The sequence below is a fragment of the Candidatus Alcyoniella australis genome (assembly GCA_030765605.1).
Lineage (GTDB): Bacteria > Lernaellota > Lernaellaia > JAVCCG01 > Alcyoniellaceae > Alcyoniella > Alcyoniella australis.
Window position 1 is genome coordinate 1 of record JAVCCG010000005.1, and the last position, 17,110, is coordinate 17,110.

A 17,110-nucleotide genomic window follows, 5' to 3' on the forward strand; every position below is an offset into this window, starting at 1 on the left:
ATATTTCCCTGGTCATTTTGCGTAGACCCATGCCGCGACGCGGAGAGCATCGTCGAGCCACATGCAGGTCACGTACGCGAGTTTTGCCCCCGGCTCCAAGCCGGGCAGCGCCTTTGAGAACCCGCTGAGCGAGCCCCCGTGCGAACCAGAGAACTACCTCGTCAGATCTTAGACCGGCAATCTGAAAAGAATCTCAAACTGATTTCAGCCGAGCGCCCACCCAATAATGTTATTCAACATTATTACCCCACCCCCGTTTTCCTACGCAGAAAAGGTCGTGGCGCTACGACCAGCGAACTACGCGAGTTTTGTGGCACCTCAAAGGTGCCCGGCTCAAAGCCGGACGGCGCGGCCGTTTCGCCAGGCCAGCAGCTCGGCGCGCGGCGGGCCCTCTCCGTGCTCAATGCGCACCAGGGTATCGGCCTTGCTTGATCGCCGCGTGCACTCCACGTCACTAAACAGCGGTCCCCAGCTTCCGGGGTTGAGGTAGGTTCGGCCCTGGCCTTCGACCCGGCCCGGGTCGTGGGAGTGGCCCATTACGCACAGCGGCGCATCGACGATCTCGGCCGCGCGCAATCCAATCCGGGGCAGCACGCGCTCTTTGCCCACGGCCTTGGACGGGCCGAGCAGCCATTCGTAGCCCATGTAGAACGCTACGGCGCACAGCGGCCAGAACAGAGGGGCGACGGGGGACGAGCTTGCGACAACGGCCGCGCCCGCGCCCACTGCCAAGGCGGGGATCAGCACGGCCTTGTCCAGCAGCAGCGTGCGCAACGGCTCGAAGCGCGAGAAGTGAATAACCGGCCGCGGCAGTTCGCGCAGCAGCTCGCGCGCCTGCTCGCGCTGGAGCCCCAGCTCATCCACAGCCCGCTGAGTCAGCTCGTCCAGGCCGGGCAATGCATCGAGCCGCGCGCGCTGATCCAGCGCCCGCTTGTACACGGTCGCGGCGTTGGTCAGGTAGGCCAGAGGCAGACGCCACGGCGGCCAAAAGTCGAAACGCAGCCAGTGCCGCAGATAGCCCGCGATCCCCTGGTGCACCTGCTCGTCGCTGTTGGGATTGAAGCTGGTCAGCGCGTTGCTCAACTGCTGGTTGACAAGGCAGCCGAAGGGAAAGTAGATCCCATCGTCCAGACGCGGGTCGAACGGATCGTGGGAGCAGGCGTAGGCGTCGTACACGTGTCCGTGCTCGGCCCACAGCAGGCCCGGCTCGTACAGCGCCCAACGATGCAGCCGCAACCCGGCGGCCGCGCCCGGCGCGTGGCGCTCCAGCTCGTCATCCAGCGCCCGGCGCGCCTGCGGTAGGCTCAGCTCCAGGTCGTGATTGCCCATCAGCCACTGCAACCGACCGCGGGCCGCGAAACGCGCCAGGGCCGCGAGCAACGGCTGATGGTCGGCAAAGACCTTACTTAATTTGCGCACCGCGGCCTGGCCCGGATCAGCGCCGGGCTGTTCGAGCACTACCAGGTCGATGTCGAACACATCGCCGGTGAGGATCAGCCGCGAATTGTCCAGGCCCTCGATCCACTCCAGGCACTGCAACAGCCGCTGGTCGGCAAAGACCTCGGGCCGCTTGTACCCGCGCCGCGGGTCAGCGTCGGTCAGATGCAGGTCGCCGAGTAATACTGTATTCATCGGCGGGCATTATAGCCGCGGCAGCATAGAGGTGGAGGAAAGATCGAGAAATCGATCTTTGGGTGTAGGGCTCGCCTGGGAATTGGCTCGATATTTATTTATGCCATTCACCATGCCGCCTTGGGCATTCCCTTCGGGTATCGAGTCTTACCTGGGACCAGCTGTTTTAAAACGCCTGGTCTGTTCCTCTGAAGCTGCGGATAGCTCGTTTATCAGTCCAATTTGGAAATAAATCTCGATCCAATTCCCCGCGAGCCTATACCAAATAATGTTATCCAACATTATTACCCCGCCCCATCAGTCGTGACGCCGCCCGATGCTATAATCAGCCAATGGCTTCTTCTCGCGAACAATTCGTGCGCAATCACTTCAAGGGCAAAGTCAACGCGCTGCTGGCCCAGGCCTATTTGCCGGACCACGTGCGGCGGTTGCTCGATTACGTCAAGACTTTTTACCAGATGGCGTTCGACCCGGCCTACAAGCTGCCGCGGGCGACCAAGGCGCTGATCGTGTTCGTGCTGTTCTACTTTATAATGCCCTTTGATCTGATCCCGGACATGGTGCCGGTCAGCGGGCTGCTCGACGACTTCGTGGTGTCGGCCTATTTATTCAAGAAGCTGGCCGAGCAGATCGAGCGCTACCGCGCCTGGCGACGATCCCAGGGTCCGCTGATCGACGTCGAGGATTAATCTCGATCTGAGCGTTGCAGCTTGCGCGCCAACAGCTCGCGCGTGGCTTTTTTGATCTCCGGGTGCAGTCCGCTGTCGCGGGCCACGTCGCGCACCTGTTGCAGTTGCAGCACGTTGAGCAGCGACAGCGCGATGCGTAACGGCGTATAGGGATTGCGCACCAGCGCCTCCTTGACCGTATTGTCGGCGATCCAGCGCTTGGACCTGAACACCGCCTCGAGCACCGCGGCCTCGTTGGGCCGACGGCTGGCAATTTTGAGCACGGTCTGCCGCGTGGTGCGCGAGTTGCGCAGCAGATGAACGATCACGTTCGGGTCCTGGTCGTATGCCGCGCGCTCGAGCTGCCGTTTATCCTGCAGCCGCGCCACGTAGCGTCGCACCCCCAGCGGCACGTCGCTCATGCCGTACAGCATGTTCTCCTCCGAGGGCTGCTGCTGGACTTTAAGCGGCCGCTCCTGAGTCATGAAGCGCAGAATCGAGCTGATGCCCCGGCGTCGCGCTCCGTGGTAAATCCGGCTGAGTTTGAAGCTGCCCAGGTGTTCGCGCAGGCTCTCGGGGTCGACCAGGTCGATCAGCGTTTCCTGAAACCCGTGGATACTCAGGCCGGCGCCGGTACACAGGGCGTCGAGCACGGCGATGGCGGTATCGTCCGACATTTTATTGAGGCGTTGGGCCATGTAGGTGGTGCGCATCTGGCCCTTCTCGATCCTGATCGCGTAACGCACCATCTCCAGTGCGGTCTGCTGCGCCTGCTCGGCGTCGACCTCGGGCTGTGCGAGATCCTCCGGCGGCGGCTTCAGAGGTAGGCTCTGATCTTCCATCATTTAAAAGAATACGTGATCGACGATATCCGCGCCATAGTGCTGCATTACGCTCTTGTTAGAGCCGATCGAACGGAATAAACTTATTTATTAAGCATAGCCAGGCTCCTTAACGCGAGGATCGTTGTGAACAAGCATCTAACGGCCGCCAGTGTTTTCATTCTGTTGTTGTTCGTCCTGCTCTGCGCCCTGCCTGCCGCGGCGCTCGAGGGGCAGCTCAATCGCTTTTTCGAACAAAACGGCCCGGCCTGGGAGATCGTCCCCGATGCCCGGGGCGATATCGTGCGCCGAATGTGGGGCCAAGGGATCGCCTTGGACCTGCGCTCCGACGCTGTGCCGGGCGATGTGGCCGCGGCCTGCGATAATCTGATCGAACGCTGGGGGTCCCTGTGGGGCGCGGACCGCGCGCAGTTGGGCGAGCCGACAATCGTTCGCGTCCACGACCTGTGGTTCGTGCGTTACGACCAGCAGCTAAACGGCGTGCCGGTGTTCGGCGCGCGCCTCGAGCTGCGCGTTCACGCCACGGGCTCGGTTGTGCTGGTGCGTTCCGACCTGATTCCCGGCCTGAGCCTGGCCCCGGATCAGCCCGACGTTGCTCTCAATTTCGAACGGGCGCTGGAGGCGGCCTGGGATTTCTGCGGGATCGATGCGCATTCCGCGCGAATCAGCGCCCTGGCCTGGCCCGACCGCGCCACACAGACCGCGCACTGGGCCTGGCGGATCGAGGCCCGGCCCGGCTCGGGCCGCACGCGGCCGCTATGCTATATCGACGATCGCGACCTGGACCTGATCGCCCGCCGCGACCTGACCAACCACGCGGCGGTCAGCGGCACGGTCAGCGCCAATGTGCATCCGCTGTACGGCACGCAGACGCCGGTTGAGCTGGCGCTGGCCGAGCAGCGTGTGAGCCTGGTCGGCGTGGGCTTTGACATTACCGACGGCTCGGGCGATTACAGCGTCGAGGCCGGCTCGGGCGCGGTTACGTTGCAGGCCGAGCTCGACGGACCGTTCCTGGACGTGGTCGACCTCGGCGGCGCCTCGCGCATCACACGCGCCACCAGCGCCGGGGACACCGAGGACCTGCTGTGGTCAGACGGCAACTCCAGCGCGGCCGAGCGCGACGTGTTCTTTCACCTGACCGCGGCGCGGGCCTTTATGAAAAATCTCGACACCGAGTTCACCGGCCTGGACGCGCTGCTCTCCGCCCAGACCGGCGCGGCCGGGACCTGCGACGCCTGGTGGGACGGCGCGGGCTTTTACTTCACCGCGGCCGGCGGCGGCTGCGGCGACATGGGCACCTTCGCCGACGTGATCTACCACGAGTACGGCCACGCGGTGACCGAACAGCTCGGCGAGGAGCCCGACGCGTTCCCCGACGAGCTGCTCGAGGCGTTCTCCGACTACTTCGCCTGCACGATCACCGACGATCCGCAGTTCGGCGAGTACGTGCAGGGCACGGCCGACCCGTTGCGCGACATCGACCAGCCCGATCTGGTGACTCCCGACGACCTGACCGGCGATGCGGAGCACGACGGAATGATCCTCTCCGGCGCGCTGTGGGACATGCGGCAGAATTTAATCGAGTTGCTCGGCCCGGTGGCCGGACAGACCCTGGCCGACGACCTGTTCCACTTCGCGCGCTACGGCCTGGCCCAGACCTTCGAAGACTATATGTTCGACCTCTGGGCCCTGGACGACGATAACGGCGACCTATCCGACGGCTCGCCCCACGCCTACTACATCATCGAGGCCTTCAACCGTCACGGCATGGGCCCGCAAACCGGGTTCGACCTGCTGGGCGCCACCGTGCAAAACGACGACAACGACAACGGCACGGCCGAGCCCGGCGAGAGCATCGAGCTGGTGCCGACCCTGAGCAGCCGCTACAAGGGGACCGACGAGCTTGAGCTGACCCTGAGCTCGGACAGCGAATTCGTGACCGTTGATTCCGACTCCGTGACCTTCCCCTACGTCGAATCCTGGAGCGAGGTCACGGCGGGCGCGGGCTGGCAGGTCAGCGTGTCGGCCGACGCGCCGTTCGGCACCCAGATCGAGCTCGAGGTCGAGATCTCCACGCCCGACAAGTCCTACAGCGAGACCGAGCCGCTGGTGCTCACCGTGGGTTCGTTCCAGGTGCTGTTCGTGGACGACGACGGCGGCCAGGAGCTCGAGGTCTACCTCAACTGCGGACTGCTGGACAGCGGCTACACCTTCGCCTCCTGGAACGTGGCCGGGGTCGAGGCCAGCCCGGGGCTGGTCGACCTGGGCGCCTACCCGGTGGTGGTCTGGAACACCGGCGACCAAAACGAGAACACGCTCACCGCCGAGGACCAAACAGCCTTGGCCGCGTACCTCGAGGACGGCGGCGCGCTGCTGATGATCGGCCAGGGGATCCTCAACGATATCGGCGCCACGACCTTCGCCGCGCAGTATCTGCACGCGGCCTCCTCCGAGCTCGATACCGGCGCGACCCTGCTCTTTCCGCCGGAGAACGAGCCGATCACCGCCGGGATGTTCTTCGAAACCCTGATCTACATTTACGCCGACGAGGCCGACGTGATCGTGCCCGGGGCCAACGCCAACTCGCTGCTGCTCAACCACTTAAGCGGCGCGAACGCGATCAAGTTCCCGCAGATCGGGCAGGAAGCCTACCGGATGATCTTCTTCAGCTTCAGCTTTGAGGCGCTGCCGATCGAGGGAACCGAGCCCAGCACCGGCCCGACCCTGCTGGCGCGCAGCCTGGACTGGCTGCTGCCGCTGGAGCTGATCCACAGCTCGCCCTACGATGGCCAGACCGACGTATTGATCGACTCCGAGGTCACCCTGCGCTTCACCAAGCCGCTGGATCAGGAAAGCCTGGAGCTGATGATCAACCCCGATCCGGGCGAGCTCAGCGTAAGCTGGTCAGCCGACTCGACCGAGGTCACGATCAGCCACGCCGAGCCGTTCCCCGGCGAGGGCAGCGAGATCAGCGTCCAGGTTGTGAGCGCCACCGATCTTTTGGGCAACGAGCTCCAACGCGGCGACACGCCCAACCCGTTCAGCTTCTTGACCGCCGGGCCGCCTCAGCCACAGACGGTAGCGCCCGATCACGGCGCGGCCGACGAGCCGACCGAGGTGCTGATCCAGGGCGCGGAATTTATCGAGACCCCGCAACTGGCCCTCAACGATACGCCGCTGGAGCAGGTCGAGTTCCGCTCCGCCGACGTGTTGACCGCCCTGGTGCCCGAAGGGCTCGGCCAAGGGACCTACGATCTGATTGTGACCAACCCCGACGGCCAGAGCGCCACGCTGAGCAACGCCTTCACCGTGGGCCAGGACGACGATTCAGGGGATGACGACGATGATAGCGGCGGCTGCGGATGCAGCATGTCGGCAGCTAACGGCAATTCCTTGTCGCTATCATTAATGTTATATATCGCGCTGTTCTTGGCCGCATGGCTCGGCCTGAGCCGCAAGCAGTACTAAGGAGTAGGCAAGATGACCAGACGACCGATCCTGCGCAATCGTATCTGGGCGCTGGCCCTGGCGTTGGTTTTAATCGCGGCGGGCGCCGCGTTTGCCCAAGGCGAGTGGATCAGCCTCAACGGAAACGCCGTTCCCGGCGCCGAGCCCGAGCTGCTGACCCTGGAGAGCAATAATACGGAAATCACCCTGCGCATCTCGCTGCCCGGATTCTATCTTGAGCAGCTGATGGCCGAGGGGCTGATCTATGATCGAATCTCGGTTCCCGGCTGCGCCACCACCGAACAGATCGGCATGCCCGAGCTGCCGGTAGTGCGCGCCACGCTTGCTCTGCCGCCGCAGGCCGATGTTCAAGGCTCGATCAAAAGCGGCGAGTTCCGCGCGATCAGCGATCTGCAGGTCTTCCCGTTCCAGACCCCGACCACTGACGAAGACCCGATCGTCTTTGACATTGATCGCGGCTACTACGAGTCGGGCGTCCCCTTTCCCGAGATCGAGTTTGAGGTTGCCGAGCCCGCGACCTGGCGCGACCTGCGAGTGGTGCAGATCGTCTGGAGCCCGTTTGTCTACGATCCGATCAGCGGCGTGCTCGAGATCGCTGAGTCGGCCGAGGTGCGCCTGACCTTCAGCGGCCCGGGCACCGGCACCGACGCGCCGATCGGGCCCTACAACATCACCCCGGCCTTTGAGAATTCTTACGCCCACACGCTGGTCAACTTCCAGTCGCTCAACATCGCATCGCGGCAGCGCGACGCGGCCGACCCGACCTACGACTACCTGGTGATCGCCGATCCGGCGCTGGCGGCCAACGCCAAGCTCGCCGAGCTGGTGGCCGCACATCAGGCCGAGGGCCTGGCCGTCCTGGTGGTCGATACCAGCACCACCGGCTCTACCGCCAGCGAGATCAAGAGCTACCTGACCACGTTCTACAGCACCAACGCCAATACCTACGTGCTGTTCGTGGGCGACGTTGACGCGATCCCGCTCTACTCCTGGGACGGCAATCCGTCCGACTCGTGGTACACGTTCCTAGACGGCGGCGACATGTACGCCGAGGTCGGCCTGGGCCGTTTCCCGGCCAAGAACGATGCGGACCTGAACATGATGATCGACAAAACCCTGGACTGGATCGACAACACCTACGGCGGGGCCTGGCAGCAAAAGAGCGTGCTCATCGCCCACAAGCAGGAGTATCCGGGCAAATACACCGCGTGCAAGGAGACGATCCGCACCTATTCCTACGTCTACGACGCCCCGACCTTTGACACGGTCTACGGCGGCGCGGGCGGCTCCTGCCAGGACGCCACCGACGCCATTGAGGACGGCCGGGTGCTCGTCAACTACCGCGGCCACGGTTCGGCCACCACCTGGTCCTCGTGGGATACCAGTTCCGCCTCGTTCACCACCACCATGGCCCATGCGCTGTCGACCAACGGCATGAACCCGGTGGTCTACTCGATCGCCTGCGTCAATATGTCGCTCAGCGGCTCGGCCGAGTGCCTGGCCGAAGCGTTCATGGTCGACACCGACGGCGCCGTGGCGTTTTTGGGCGCCACCCAGCCCAGCTACACAACTCCCAACCACGATTTCGACCGCTACCTCTACCGCGCGCCCTACGACAAGGCGATCGCACCGATCAGCCTGATCCTGATGGACGCCAACGCCGAGCTCTACGACCAGTACGGCGCGGGCAGCTACGGCGAGACCAATATTAAGATGTACCTCTGGCTCGGCGATCCGGCGATCGAGATCCCGGTGGCCGGGCTGCTCAGCCCCGAAAGCCTGACGGCCGCGCCCGACGGCGAGATTGCCATCGACCTGAGCTGGACCGACCGCACATCCGACGAGGACGGCTTTGAGATCGAACGCAAGCCCGCCGGAGGCGCGTGGAGCGTGCTGGACACCGTGACCGCCAGCGTCGTGAGCTACAGCAACGAGGGCCTGAGCGAGGGCAGCGAATATTCCTACCGCGTGCGGGCCTACAAGGGCAGCGACTATTCGCTGTACTCCAACTCCGCCACCACCGCGACCCTGCCCGCGGCGCCCAGCGACCTGTTCGCCCAGACGTTGGTCGGCGGCGAGGTCTACCTGGTCTGGACCGACAACTCCGGCGGCGAATCGGGTTACATCGTCGAACGCGCCACAGCCGATAAGCTCGACTGGTCGCCGCTGGCGACCCTGGGCTCCAACTCCGAGAGCTACACCGATTCGGGGATGGGCGAGTGCGAGACCTACTCCTATCAGGTGCGCGCCTACAACATCGGCGGCGAGTCGGCCAACGCCGGCCCGGCCGCGGCCACGACCCTGCCCAACCCGGCCTCGGGCCTCAGCGCCCAGGCGCTGAATTCCGAGTCGATCCAACTGGACTGGACCGATAACTCCGCGGGCGAGACCGGCTACCGTGTGCTTGGCAAATTGGCCGGCGAGACCGACTACAGCGAGTACGCCCAGGTCGACGCCGACGCCATCCAATACCAGGTCGATAGCCTGGACGAGGCCACGACCTATTCGTTCAAAGTCTGCGCCGTCGGCGTGGGCGGCGACAGCCCGACCACCAACGACGCCTCGGCCACGACCTTGCCCAACGCCCCCGACGGCCTGAGCGCCCACGGGGTGAGCGAAAGCAGCGTGGCCCTGGCCTGGTCCGACAACTCCGGCGGCGAGTCCGGCTACCGCATTGAGCGCCTGCTGGCCAAGGACGGCGAGTTCGAGGTCGTGGGCGTAGTGGCCGCCGACGCCTCCGAGTTCGAGGACGACTCGCTGACCGAGGCCACCTTGGCGACCTACCGCGTGCGCGCCTTCACCGACATCAACGACTCCGCGCCCTCCAATGAGGTGCAGGCCGCCAGCCTGCCCGCGGCCCCCAGCGACCTGGTCGGCGTGGTGGTGTCGCACAGCGAGCTCGAGATCAGCTGGATCGACAACTCCGGCGGCGAGGCCGGGTACGTGATCGAGCGCGCCGACGCCGACGACAAGGGCGACTTCGAGGAGGTCGGCCGGGTCGAGTCCAACGTGGTGGTCTTTGCCGACGAGGGCCTGAGCGCCGGTACGACCTACCTCTACCGCGTGGCCGCCTACGTGGCTCAGGACTTCTCCGCCTATTCCGACGAGGTCGAGCTGACCACCGAAGGCGATCCCTCGGGCGACGACGACGACGATGACGACGACGCCTGCGGCTGCGGGCTGTAACGCAACGAATACAAGAGCATAAGGACTTACTCGATGAAGCATCTCAAGCTGACGATCCTGATCCTGGCGTTGCTGGCGGTCCTGGCGTTGTGCCTGGGCGCCTGTAATACCAGCAACGACGACGATAATCGTGACGACGATGACGACGACGACGTTCTCGACGACGATGACGACGATGACGACGACGACGAGGGCTGCCCGGACGCGGACCAAACCAACCTGGGCCATGACGAAGACAAAACCATGGCCGACTGGACCCTGCCCAACCACCAGGGCGACGAGATCTCGCTCTACGACCGCTATTGCGGCTCGATCGTCGTGATCTTGGTCGGCGCGGGCAACTGCCCCTACTGCGGACAGGAGGCCGACGCGTTCCAGGGCTACTACGACGAATACAAAGACGACGGCGTGGACCTGGTGGTGGTCATGGGCGGCAACTTCAGCGGCGGCACGCCCACCGAGGGTTTCCTCGACACTTACAAAGAACGGCATGGGCTGGACGACGTTGAGGTGCTGGGCGACACGAACTACAGCGTGACCGGGCCGTACTTCCCGGATAATGGGATCCCGATGACGATCTTCCTGCGCCGCGACATGGAGATCGGCTACATTGTGCTCGGCTGGTCCGACGCGATGATCGAGGGCAAAATCAAGCGCATGCTGGTCGAAGACGAATAAAAAGAACAGAACGAACGCCAATCACCAGCCCCGTCGCATCTGCGGTGGGGCTTTTTTTCTATCTACCTGATCTTGTGGCAGCGTCCCCTGTGTGATATGAAATCGCGAACTATTCGACCGCCTATAGGTTATCAATCGAATGACCATACTGACGTTTCTGTTCAATCTGCTGCTGTTCTTGGTGCTGTGCTTGGGGGTCTTGTTCGCCCTGGGCCTGCTGTGGGGCAGGATCTACCGCCTGGAGGACAGCCCGGAGCAGGTGCACTACTTCCAGGCCGCGGACGGCTGGACCCTGAGCATCAGCCGCCGCACCCCGGAAAAGCCGGTCAAGGGGCGCGAGCCGGTGATCCTCTGCCACGGGTTGGCCTGCAATCGTTTCAACTTCGACTTCAACCGCACCATGTCCATGGCGCGTTATCTGGCAGGCGAAGGATTGGACTGTTGGGTGCTCGAGCTGCGCGGATTTGGCCGCTCGGCCCGGCGTCGACTGTTCTCCGCCAACCGCTTCAAGATCAGCTTCGACGACCTGGTGCGCCTCGACCTGCCGGCCGCCGTGGATCACGTATCTAAGGTCACGGGCGCAAAAAAGGTCCATTGGGTCGGACACTCGATGGGCGGGATGGTCGCCTACGGCGCGTTCCCCTCTGAGGGCGGGAAAAAGGTCAAATCACTATGTACGATTGCCAGTCCCGGCCAGTTCGGATTGCAGCCCGAGATTACAATCCTCACTAAAGCCAGGCCCTTGCTGCGCAACATCCGCTATATCCCGGTGCGGTTCTTCGCCTGGGCCGTGATCCCGTTCGTGGGCCGCGCCACGATGAATTTCGCGCGCGCCACGTTCAACGAATCGAACATGGAGCCGCTGGTCGTTCGCCGGATCTTGGCCAACGTGACCTCGCCGATCAGCAGCACCTTGGCCGGACAATTCCTGTACTGGATCGAGCAGCGCTCCGAGCTGATCGGCCTGGACGGCCACAACTATTCGCGCGGCATGGAAGATCTTTCAATGCCGATGATGTTCATCGCCGGCAACGTCGACCACCTGGCCTCTCCGGCGGCCGTGCGGCACGCCTACGATCGGGTCGGAGGCCAGGATAAACATTTTCGATTGTTCGGCACGGACCAGGGCGATTCGATCGACTACGGCCACGGCGATTTGATCCTGGGCAAGGCCGCACCCTACGAGGTGTTCCCCTTCGTGCGCGACTGGCTGCTGAAACAGAGTTCCAAGTGAGGCTGCGATGAGCCTGATCGTCTGGTTGATAAAGCTGCTGCTGGTCCTCGGAGCCGTCTGGCTGTCGCTGCACGTCCTGGCACGCTTTTTCGCGCGCTATTATCTGATCGAGCGCCGTCCCGATTCCGTGCATTACGCGCGCACGGACGACGACTGGCTGGTGGCCCTGCACCGCTTTGAGCCAACCAAACGCAAACCGCGCTCCCTGCCGCTGATCCTCTGCCACGGACTGGGCGGCAACATGCGGCTCTACGACTTCTCGGACCACGCCAGCCTCTGCCGCAGCCTGGCCGACGCGGGCTACGACGTCTGGGCCCTGGAGCTGCGCGGGGCCGGTGATTCGAGTAAGCCCGACTGGCTGGGCAACTACTCGTATCACTGGGATTTCAACGATTACCTGCGCTACGACATCCCGGCGGCCGTGCGCTACGTGCTTAAGCAGACCAGGAAGAAAAAGCTGCACTGGATCGGCCATTCGATGGGCGGAATGCTGATGTACGCCTATCTGCAGACCCAGGGCGCGGCGCAGATCGCCACGGCCACGGCGATCTCCAGCCCGGGGAATCTCGATCAGTTCAAGGGAATCAGCCGCCTGGCCAAGGTGGTGGCCCTGCTGCCGGTGATCCGGCTGGCCCGGCTGACCCAATTCCTCGCCCCGCTGTTCAACCACTCATCGCTGATCGGAATGATCACGGGCATCCGCCTGGAGAACATGCTCCCCGGCCAGTCGGCCCTGGCCGCGGCCAACTGCCAAAGCAACATCCCGGTCAAGCTGCTCAACCAGTTCGCCCAGTGGGTCGAGGCCGGCGAGATCAGCGACCACAAGGGCGGATATTCCTACACCCGCAACCTGCAAGTAATCCAAACGCCGTTCCTGTTCCTCGCGTCCGAGGGCGACATGACCGCGCTGAGCGGATCGGTCAAGTTCGTGTACGACGCGGTCAGCAGCAAGGACAAGCGCTACGTGCTCTTCGGCCCGGGCAGCGAGAGCACCGCCTACGGTCACGTCGATATCCTCATCGGCGAGAACGCCCCCACCGAGGTCTTCCCCGTTATCCACGAGTGGCTCGACCAGCACATCTAAAACAACCATCTCCACGACTGCAATGGTTGATGGGTAATAACGACCCGCCCCGCGGCAGCTTAGAGCTGCAGCATGGCACGCGAGCGGACCAGGGTCGTAGCTCCACGACCTTCTCCGCGTAGGAAAACGGGGGTGGGTAATAATGTTGAATAACATTATTAGGTGGGCGCGAGCGGTGCGTTGAATCAGGGTTTTCATCTGGAGGGGACAGACAGACGTCGTGTTTTTCGTTCAACGAAGCGAATCGATTTCGATTAAAAATTGGCCTCGGATTTATGCCGTGAGAAGAGGTGTTGTTCGAGGTGGCAAGGTGAGGAGTTTATGAAAACCCTGAGGCAATGCGCCGCTCGCCTTATTCACAAAGATCGTTTTAACGATCTTTCCTCTGCTCAATCCTCTTCGGATCGCCCGCTGTTTCGGCGGTTGCGCAGTTGCCTCAGGCGTTGGCGCGCGGAATCGCGGCTGAAGTACCACAGCACCGGGCCGTGCAGCACATAGATCAGCACCACCGCATAAAGCGTCTTGGCGCGCTCGACCACGATCACGATAATCAGCATCGCCACCAGCACTAAAATCCACAGCGGCCGGCGGCGCACTAGGTCGGCGTCCTTGAACGAGTAGTACTGTAAGGTGCTGACCATCGTCAGGCTGACGATCAGCAGCACAAGCATGAACAGGTTAGGAAAGGCGCAACTGCCGTCGTCGTTGGTCCAGCCCATGTGCTGGGCAAAGAGCACCGTGGCGATGACGAACATCGCGCCGCCGGGGATCGGCAGGCCCGAGAAAAACCGCGGGTCGGCGGTCTGGTCCTCGGTGTGCACGTTGAAGCGCGCCAGCCTCAGCGCTCCGCAGAGCAGGAACAGGAAGGCCGCGACCCAGCCCAGGCGCGGATCGTAGGCATATTGCAGCGCCCAGGCGTGGGCGATGATTGCCGGGGCCACGCCGAAGCTCACCAGGTCGGACAGCGAGTCGTACTGCACGCCGAAGGGACTGGTGGTCTTGGTCCAGCGCGCGACCTTGCCGTCGAGCCCGTCGAAGATCACCGCGGCGATGATTAAGAACGCGGCCTGGCGAAAGTCGCGCTCGTAGAGCACGCTGATCATCGCCCAGAAGCTGCAAAACAGGCTGCCGGTGGTCAGCAGATTGGGCAGCAGGAAAAAGCCGCGCTTGATCCCCTCGCGGGTCGGCTCGGCCTCGTCGTGCAGCCGCGCGTTCTGCGCGGCCGCGTCCATCTTCCGCGAGCTGGAGCCCTTTACTCCTCGGGGCACTTGAGCCTCCCCAGTACGGTGATTCCGGCCTTAACCTTTTGGCCGACCTGCACGTTTACCTCGGATTCCGGCGGCAGGAACACGTCCAAGCGTGAGCCGAACCTGATTAGGCCCATGCGCCGCCCGGTGTGGGTGCGGTCGCCCTCGTGCAGATAGCAGACAACGCGCCGCGCCACGAATCCGGCGACCTGGACCCAGGCCACGCGGCAGCCCTCGGGCGTGCGGATTACCACCAGGTTGCGCTCGTTCTCCTCGCTGGCCTCGTCGCGCTCAGCCACCAGAAAACGTCCGGGCGTGTATTGGATCGTCTCGACCACGCCATCGTAGGGCGAGCGGTTGACGTGTACGTTGAATACGTTCATGAACACGCTGATCTTCTTGGCCGGACCGCCCAGCGGCGAGTCCTCGACGTAGGCCTGCTGGCAGACTTTGCCGTCGGCAGGCGAGATCACGGCCAGCGGCTCGTCAGGGGGCACGCGCTCGGGATTGCGGAAAAATTGCAGGCTGAACAGGAACGGCAGGCCGACCAGCAGCTTGACCCATAACGGCAGGTGGTAGCCGATGGCTATCAGAAACAGCACACCGGTGATCACGATAAACGGCAGACCTTCGCGAGCGAAGATTCCGATATTTCCCTTGAGTGATTTAGGCTCGTTGTTCATCCGCGCAACCTTTTCTTAGTCCAGGTTGATCTCGGCCGCGCTACGGCGCAGGTAGCGCGGCTGCAGCCGCGCGGGACCCTCCGCGCGCTCAGGCCGCCCCAAGGCGATCCGCCCCACGGCGACGGCCGAAGGATAGCATAATTCGTCCGGCGCACGCATGCACTTCCGGCCGCCACACAGCTCGTCGAAATAAGGTCCCGCGTCGCCGGCCACGATCAGCTCGTCCGGCAAAATATCGGCCAGCTTTTCCGCGTCGAACGCCGCATCCTCGATCAGCGGCAGGGGTAATCCGCGCTCGTCGGCGCGATACAGTCCGGCGTAGAGCTGCCCGCGCCCGGCGTCGACGCAGGCCAGCACCGGCACTCCGCGGTCGATCAGCGGTTGGGCCAAAGCCTCGAGGGTCGAGACCGCCAGGGCCTGTATCCCGCGCGCCAGGGCGATCCCCTGGGCCGTGGCAACGGCCACGCGCAGGCTGGTAAAGCGTCCCGGTCCCACGCCGCAGGCTACCTTGTCCAGCCGGTCGAAGCTGATCCCGCTTTCGGCCAGCAGTTCGATAATCGCCGGCAGCAGCAGCGCGGTCTGGTTGCCGCGCTGGTTCCACTGCCGCGAGCAGATCAGCTCCTGCTCGCAAAACAGCGCCGCCCCCCCGGCCGAGGTGGCGGACTCCACGGCCAGCAGATACATCAGAACAGGCCGATGAAGAAATTCTTGATCGGCAGCGAGAAGCGCGACACGTCGAGGAAGATGATCAGCATCATCAGCAAGATAATCATGCCAAAGCCGATCGAGCCGATCCATTCCAGCGTGCGCAACGGCAGCGGCTTGCCGCGCACCCGCTCCAGGCCGATCAGCACCAGCATTCCGCCGTCGAGCACGGGCAGCGGCAGCAGATTGACCAGCGCCAAGTTGATGCTGATGAAGGCCATCATCATCAGGAACGTGAACGGACCCTGTTTTGCCGAGTCGCCGGCCACCTTGGCGATCAGGATCGGTCCGCCCAGGCCGTGTACGTTGGCCTGGCCGCTGAACAGCGCTACGAGGAAGCGCCCCATCTCGGCGGTCAGCCGGCCGGTGTCGACCGTGGCCATGTACAACGCCTTGAACGGATTGTGCGTGCGGTCAATCCGCAGCTCGGGCAGCGCCCGCGCGCCGTAGAACGAGGCGCCGATGCGACCGATGGAGCTGATCTCGCCCAGGATGTCCTGGTTCTGTTCGGAGCGGGCCGTGACCTGAAGATCGAGCCGCACGCCATCGCGGATCAGTCCGATAACGACCGGCGTGTCCGGCCGCGGTTGCACGTACTCAATGAACTGCTCGCTGTAACTCAGCGGATTGCCGTCGATCGAAACCGCCTGGTCGCCGGGTTCGATCCCGGCCTGGCCCGCGGCCTTGTCCGGGTCCACATCGTAGAAGAACAGGCCGACCTGCCCTACTCCCAGGCTCTGGGCGCTCCAGGCTTCGCCGCCCGCGGGAACGCTGAGGTTCAGCTCCTGCCAGACCACCTCGAGCTCATCGCCCTTGCCCCGGGTGTAGCTCGGGCGCGAGATTGCCAGCTCGATCGGGCCGTATCCGGCCGCGGCCAGCGCCGATTGAAACTGTCGCCAGGTGCGCACGTCGTTGCTGTTGACGCTGCGAATCGTGTCCGCGGTCTTAAACCCGGCACGCGCCGCAGGCGTTTCCGAGCCGACCAGCCCGACCTGAGACGAGAGCGGGAAGTTGTCGATACCGATCGACCAGATATCGGTCTTGTTGGCGAAACGGTCGAGCCCTTCGGTCAGTCGCGGCTGGACCGGCAAGCTCAGCTCGCCTCCGTCGCGCCTGATCGCGAACTCCAGCTCGCTCCCCTGGCTGCCCTGCACCGCGTTGACCACATCGTCCCATAGCCCGATCGAACTGCCGTCGATGGCCACGATCTCGTCGCCGGGCAGCAGCTGCGCCTGGGCCGCCGCGCTGTCGATGTAGACCCTGCCGATCACCGGCGCGGGCTTGGGGTAGCCGACCATGTAGATCCCGCCGATGATCAGCACCGCCAGCAGCCAGTTGGCCAGCGGGCCGCAGAACACGATCAGCGCGCGCTGCCACGGCGGCTTGTGCATAAAGCTGCGCGACTTCTGCTCATCGGTTAAATCCGGCGCCTCGTCCGGATGCTCGCCGATCATCTTTACGTAGCCGCCGAAGGGAATCAGGCTCAGGCCGTACTCGGTCTCGCCCCATTTGCGGAAGAAGATCCGGCGGCCGAACCCGAGGTTGAAACGCTCGACCCCCACGCCGAAAAGTTTGGCCAGGGTGAAGTGCCCCAACTCGTGAAAAAAGATCAACGCGCCCAGCAGCACGATGAACGGCAAAATGTAGTCGATCAAAAATCCCATGCAACCTATCCGTCGTTGG

General features: G+C 63.7%; 12 protein-coding genes. 6 read left to right on the forward strand and 6 right to left on the reverse strand.

Annotated elements, in window-relative coordinates; genetic code table 11:
* Nucleotides 1-333 precede the first annotated feature (333 nt).
* Nucleotides 334-1,632 carry a metallophosphoesterase gene (locus tag P9M14_00535; GenBank protein MDP8254210.1) on the reverse strand — a complete coding sequence of 433 codons (1,299 nt, stop codon included), beginning with the start codon at nt 1,630-1,632 and terminating at the stop codon, nt 334-336.
* A gap of 332 nt (nt 1,633-1,964) precedes the next feature.
* On the opposite strand from P9M14_00535, the gene P9M14_00540 reads away from it, so the two are divergent.
* Nucleotides 1,965-2,321, forward strand: coding sequence for a YkvA family protein (locus P9M14_00540; protein MDP8254211.1), 357 nt, complete (start codon nt 1,965-1,967; stop codon nt 2,319-2,321).
* Here the strand turns inward: P9M14_00540 and P9M14_00545 are convergent.
* Nucleotides 2,318-3,145: a hypothetical protein gene (locus P9M14_00545; GenBank protein MDP8254212.1), complete on the reverse strand. Its 828-nt coding sequence runs from the start codon at nt 3,143-3,145 to the stop codon at nt 2,318-2,320. The genes P9M14_00540 and P9M14_00545 overlap by 4 nt on opposite strands.
* A gap of 123 nt (nt 3,146-3,268) precedes the next feature.
* Here P9M14_00545 and P9M14_00550 point away from each other — a divergent pair, with 123 nt between their 5' ends.
* The 5 genes from P9M14_00550 (at nt 3,269) to P9M14_00570 (ending at nt 12,792) form a co-directional block, all read left to right on the forward strand.
* Entirely contained in the window at nt 3,269-6,610 is a 3,342-nt protein-coding gene (locus P9M14_00550; GenBank protein MDP8254213.1) for an Ig-like domain-containing protein, read from the forward strand.
* 12 nt (nt 6,611-6,622) lie between these two features.
* On the forward strand, nt 6,623-9,796 hold the full coding sequence (locus P9M14_00555) for a C25 family cysteine peptidase (GenBank protein MDP8254214.1): 3,174 nt from the start codon (nt 6,623-6,625) through the stop codon (nt 9,794-9,796).
* Between the two features lie 33 nt (nt 9,797-9,829).
* The gene (locus tag P9M14_00560; GenBank protein ID MDP8254215.1) at nt 9,830-10,474 is read left to right on the forward strand and encodes a redoxin domain-containing protein; all 645 of its coding nucleotides are present in this window, start codon (nt 9,830-9,832) and stop codon (nt 10,472-10,474) included.
* A gap of 139 nt (nt 10,475-10,613) precedes the next feature.
* The gene (locus P9M14_00565; GenBank protein ID MDP8254216.1) at nt 10,614-11,708 is read left to right on the forward strand and encodes an alpha/beta fold hydrolase; all 1,095 of its coding nucleotides are present in this window, start codon (nt 10,614-10,616) and stop codon (nt 11,706-11,708) included.
* A 7-nt stretch (nt 11,709-11,715) separates the two neighbouring features.
* On the forward strand, nt 11,716-12,792 hold the full coding sequence (locus P9M14_00570; GenBank protein ID MDP8254217.1) for an alpha/beta fold hydrolase: 1,077 nt from the start codon (nt 11,716-11,718) through the stop codon (nt 12,790-12,792).
* A 389-nt stretch (nt 12,793-13,181) separates the two neighbouring features.
* On the opposite strand, the gene pssA is transcribed toward P9M14_00570, so the two are convergent.
* From pssA to rseP, 4 genes are read right to left on the reverse strand one after another with little or no spacing between them, the layout of a single operon-like run.
* Complete coding sequence (pssA, locus tag P9M14_00575) at nt 13,182-14,060, reverse strand: CDP-diacylglycerol--serine O-phosphatidyltransferase (protein MDP8254218.1); 879 nt, start codon at nt 14,058-14,060, stop codon at nt 13,182-13,184.
* Entirely contained in the window at nt 14,045-14,722 is a 678-nt protein-coding gene (locus tag P9M14_00580; GenBank protein MDP8254219.1) for a phosphatidylserine decarboxylase family protein, read from the reverse strand. Before P9M14_00580 ends, pssA begins: the two co-directional genes overlap by 16 nt.
* Nucleotides 14,723-14,737: 15 nt before the next feature.
* Nucleotides 14,738-15,406 (reverse strand): tRNA (adenosine(37)-N6)-threonylcarbamoyltransferase complex dimerization subunit type 1 TsaB, encoded by a 669-nt coding sequence (gene tsaB / locus P9M14_00585; protein MDP8254220.1) that lies wholly within the window; start codon nt 15,404-15,406, stop codon nt 14,738-14,740.
* Nucleotides 15,406-17,091 (reverse strand): RIP metalloprotease RseP, encoded by a 1,686-nt coding sequence (gene rseP, locus P9M14_00590; GenBank protein ID MDP8254221.1) that lies wholly within the window; start codon nt 17,089-17,091, stop codon nt 15,406-15,408. The genes tsaB and rseP overlap by 1 nt, the downstream gene beginning before the upstream one ends.
* Nucleotides 17,092-17,110 lie beyond the last annotated feature (19 nt).

What these genes read in the sequence shown, in the direction of transcription:
- P9M14_00580 (MDP8254219.1), bottom strand. Translation starts at nt 14,722, where the DNA reads ATGAACAACGAGCCTAAATCACTCAAGGGAAATATCGGAATCTTCGCT.
- P9M14_00565 (MDP8254216.1), top strand. Translation starts at nt 10,614, where the DNA reads ATGACCATACTGACGTTTCTGTTCAATCTGCTGCTGTTCTTGGTGCTG.
- P9M14_00560 (MDP8254215.1), top strand. Translation starts at nt 9,830, where the DNA reads ATGAAGCATCTCAAGCTGACGATCCTGATCCTGGCGTTGCTGGCGGTC.
- P9M14_00540 (MDP8254211.1), top strand. Translation starts at nt 1,965, where the DNA reads ATGGCTTCTTCTCGCGAACAATTCGTGCGCAATCACTTCAAGGGCAAA.
- rseP (MDP8254221.1), bottom strand. Translation starts at nt 17,091, where the DNA reads ATGGGATTTTTGATCGACTACATTTTGCCGTTCATCGTGCTGCTGGGC.
- P9M14_00555 (MDP8254214.1), top strand. Translation starts at nt 6,623, where the DNA reads ATGACCAGACGACCGATCCTGCGCAATCGTATCTGGGCGCTGGCCCTG.
- tsaB (MDP8254220.1), bottom strand. Translation starts at nt 15,406, where the DNA reads ATGTATCTGCTGGCCGTGGAGTCCGCCACCTCGGCCGGGGGGGCGGCG.
- P9M14_00570 (MDP8254217.1), top strand. Translation starts at nt 11,716, where the DNA reads ATGAGCCTGATCGTCTGGTTGATAAAGCTGCTGCTGGTCCTCGGAGCC.
- P9M14_00545 (MDP8254212.1), bottom strand. Translation starts at nt 3,145, where the DNA reads ATGATGGAAGATCAGAGCCTACCTCTGAAGCCGCCGCCGGAGGATCTC.
- P9M14_00535 (MDP8254210.1), bottom strand. Translation starts at nt 1,632, where the DNA reads ATGAATACAGTATTACTCGGCGACCTGCATCTGACCGACGCTGACCCG.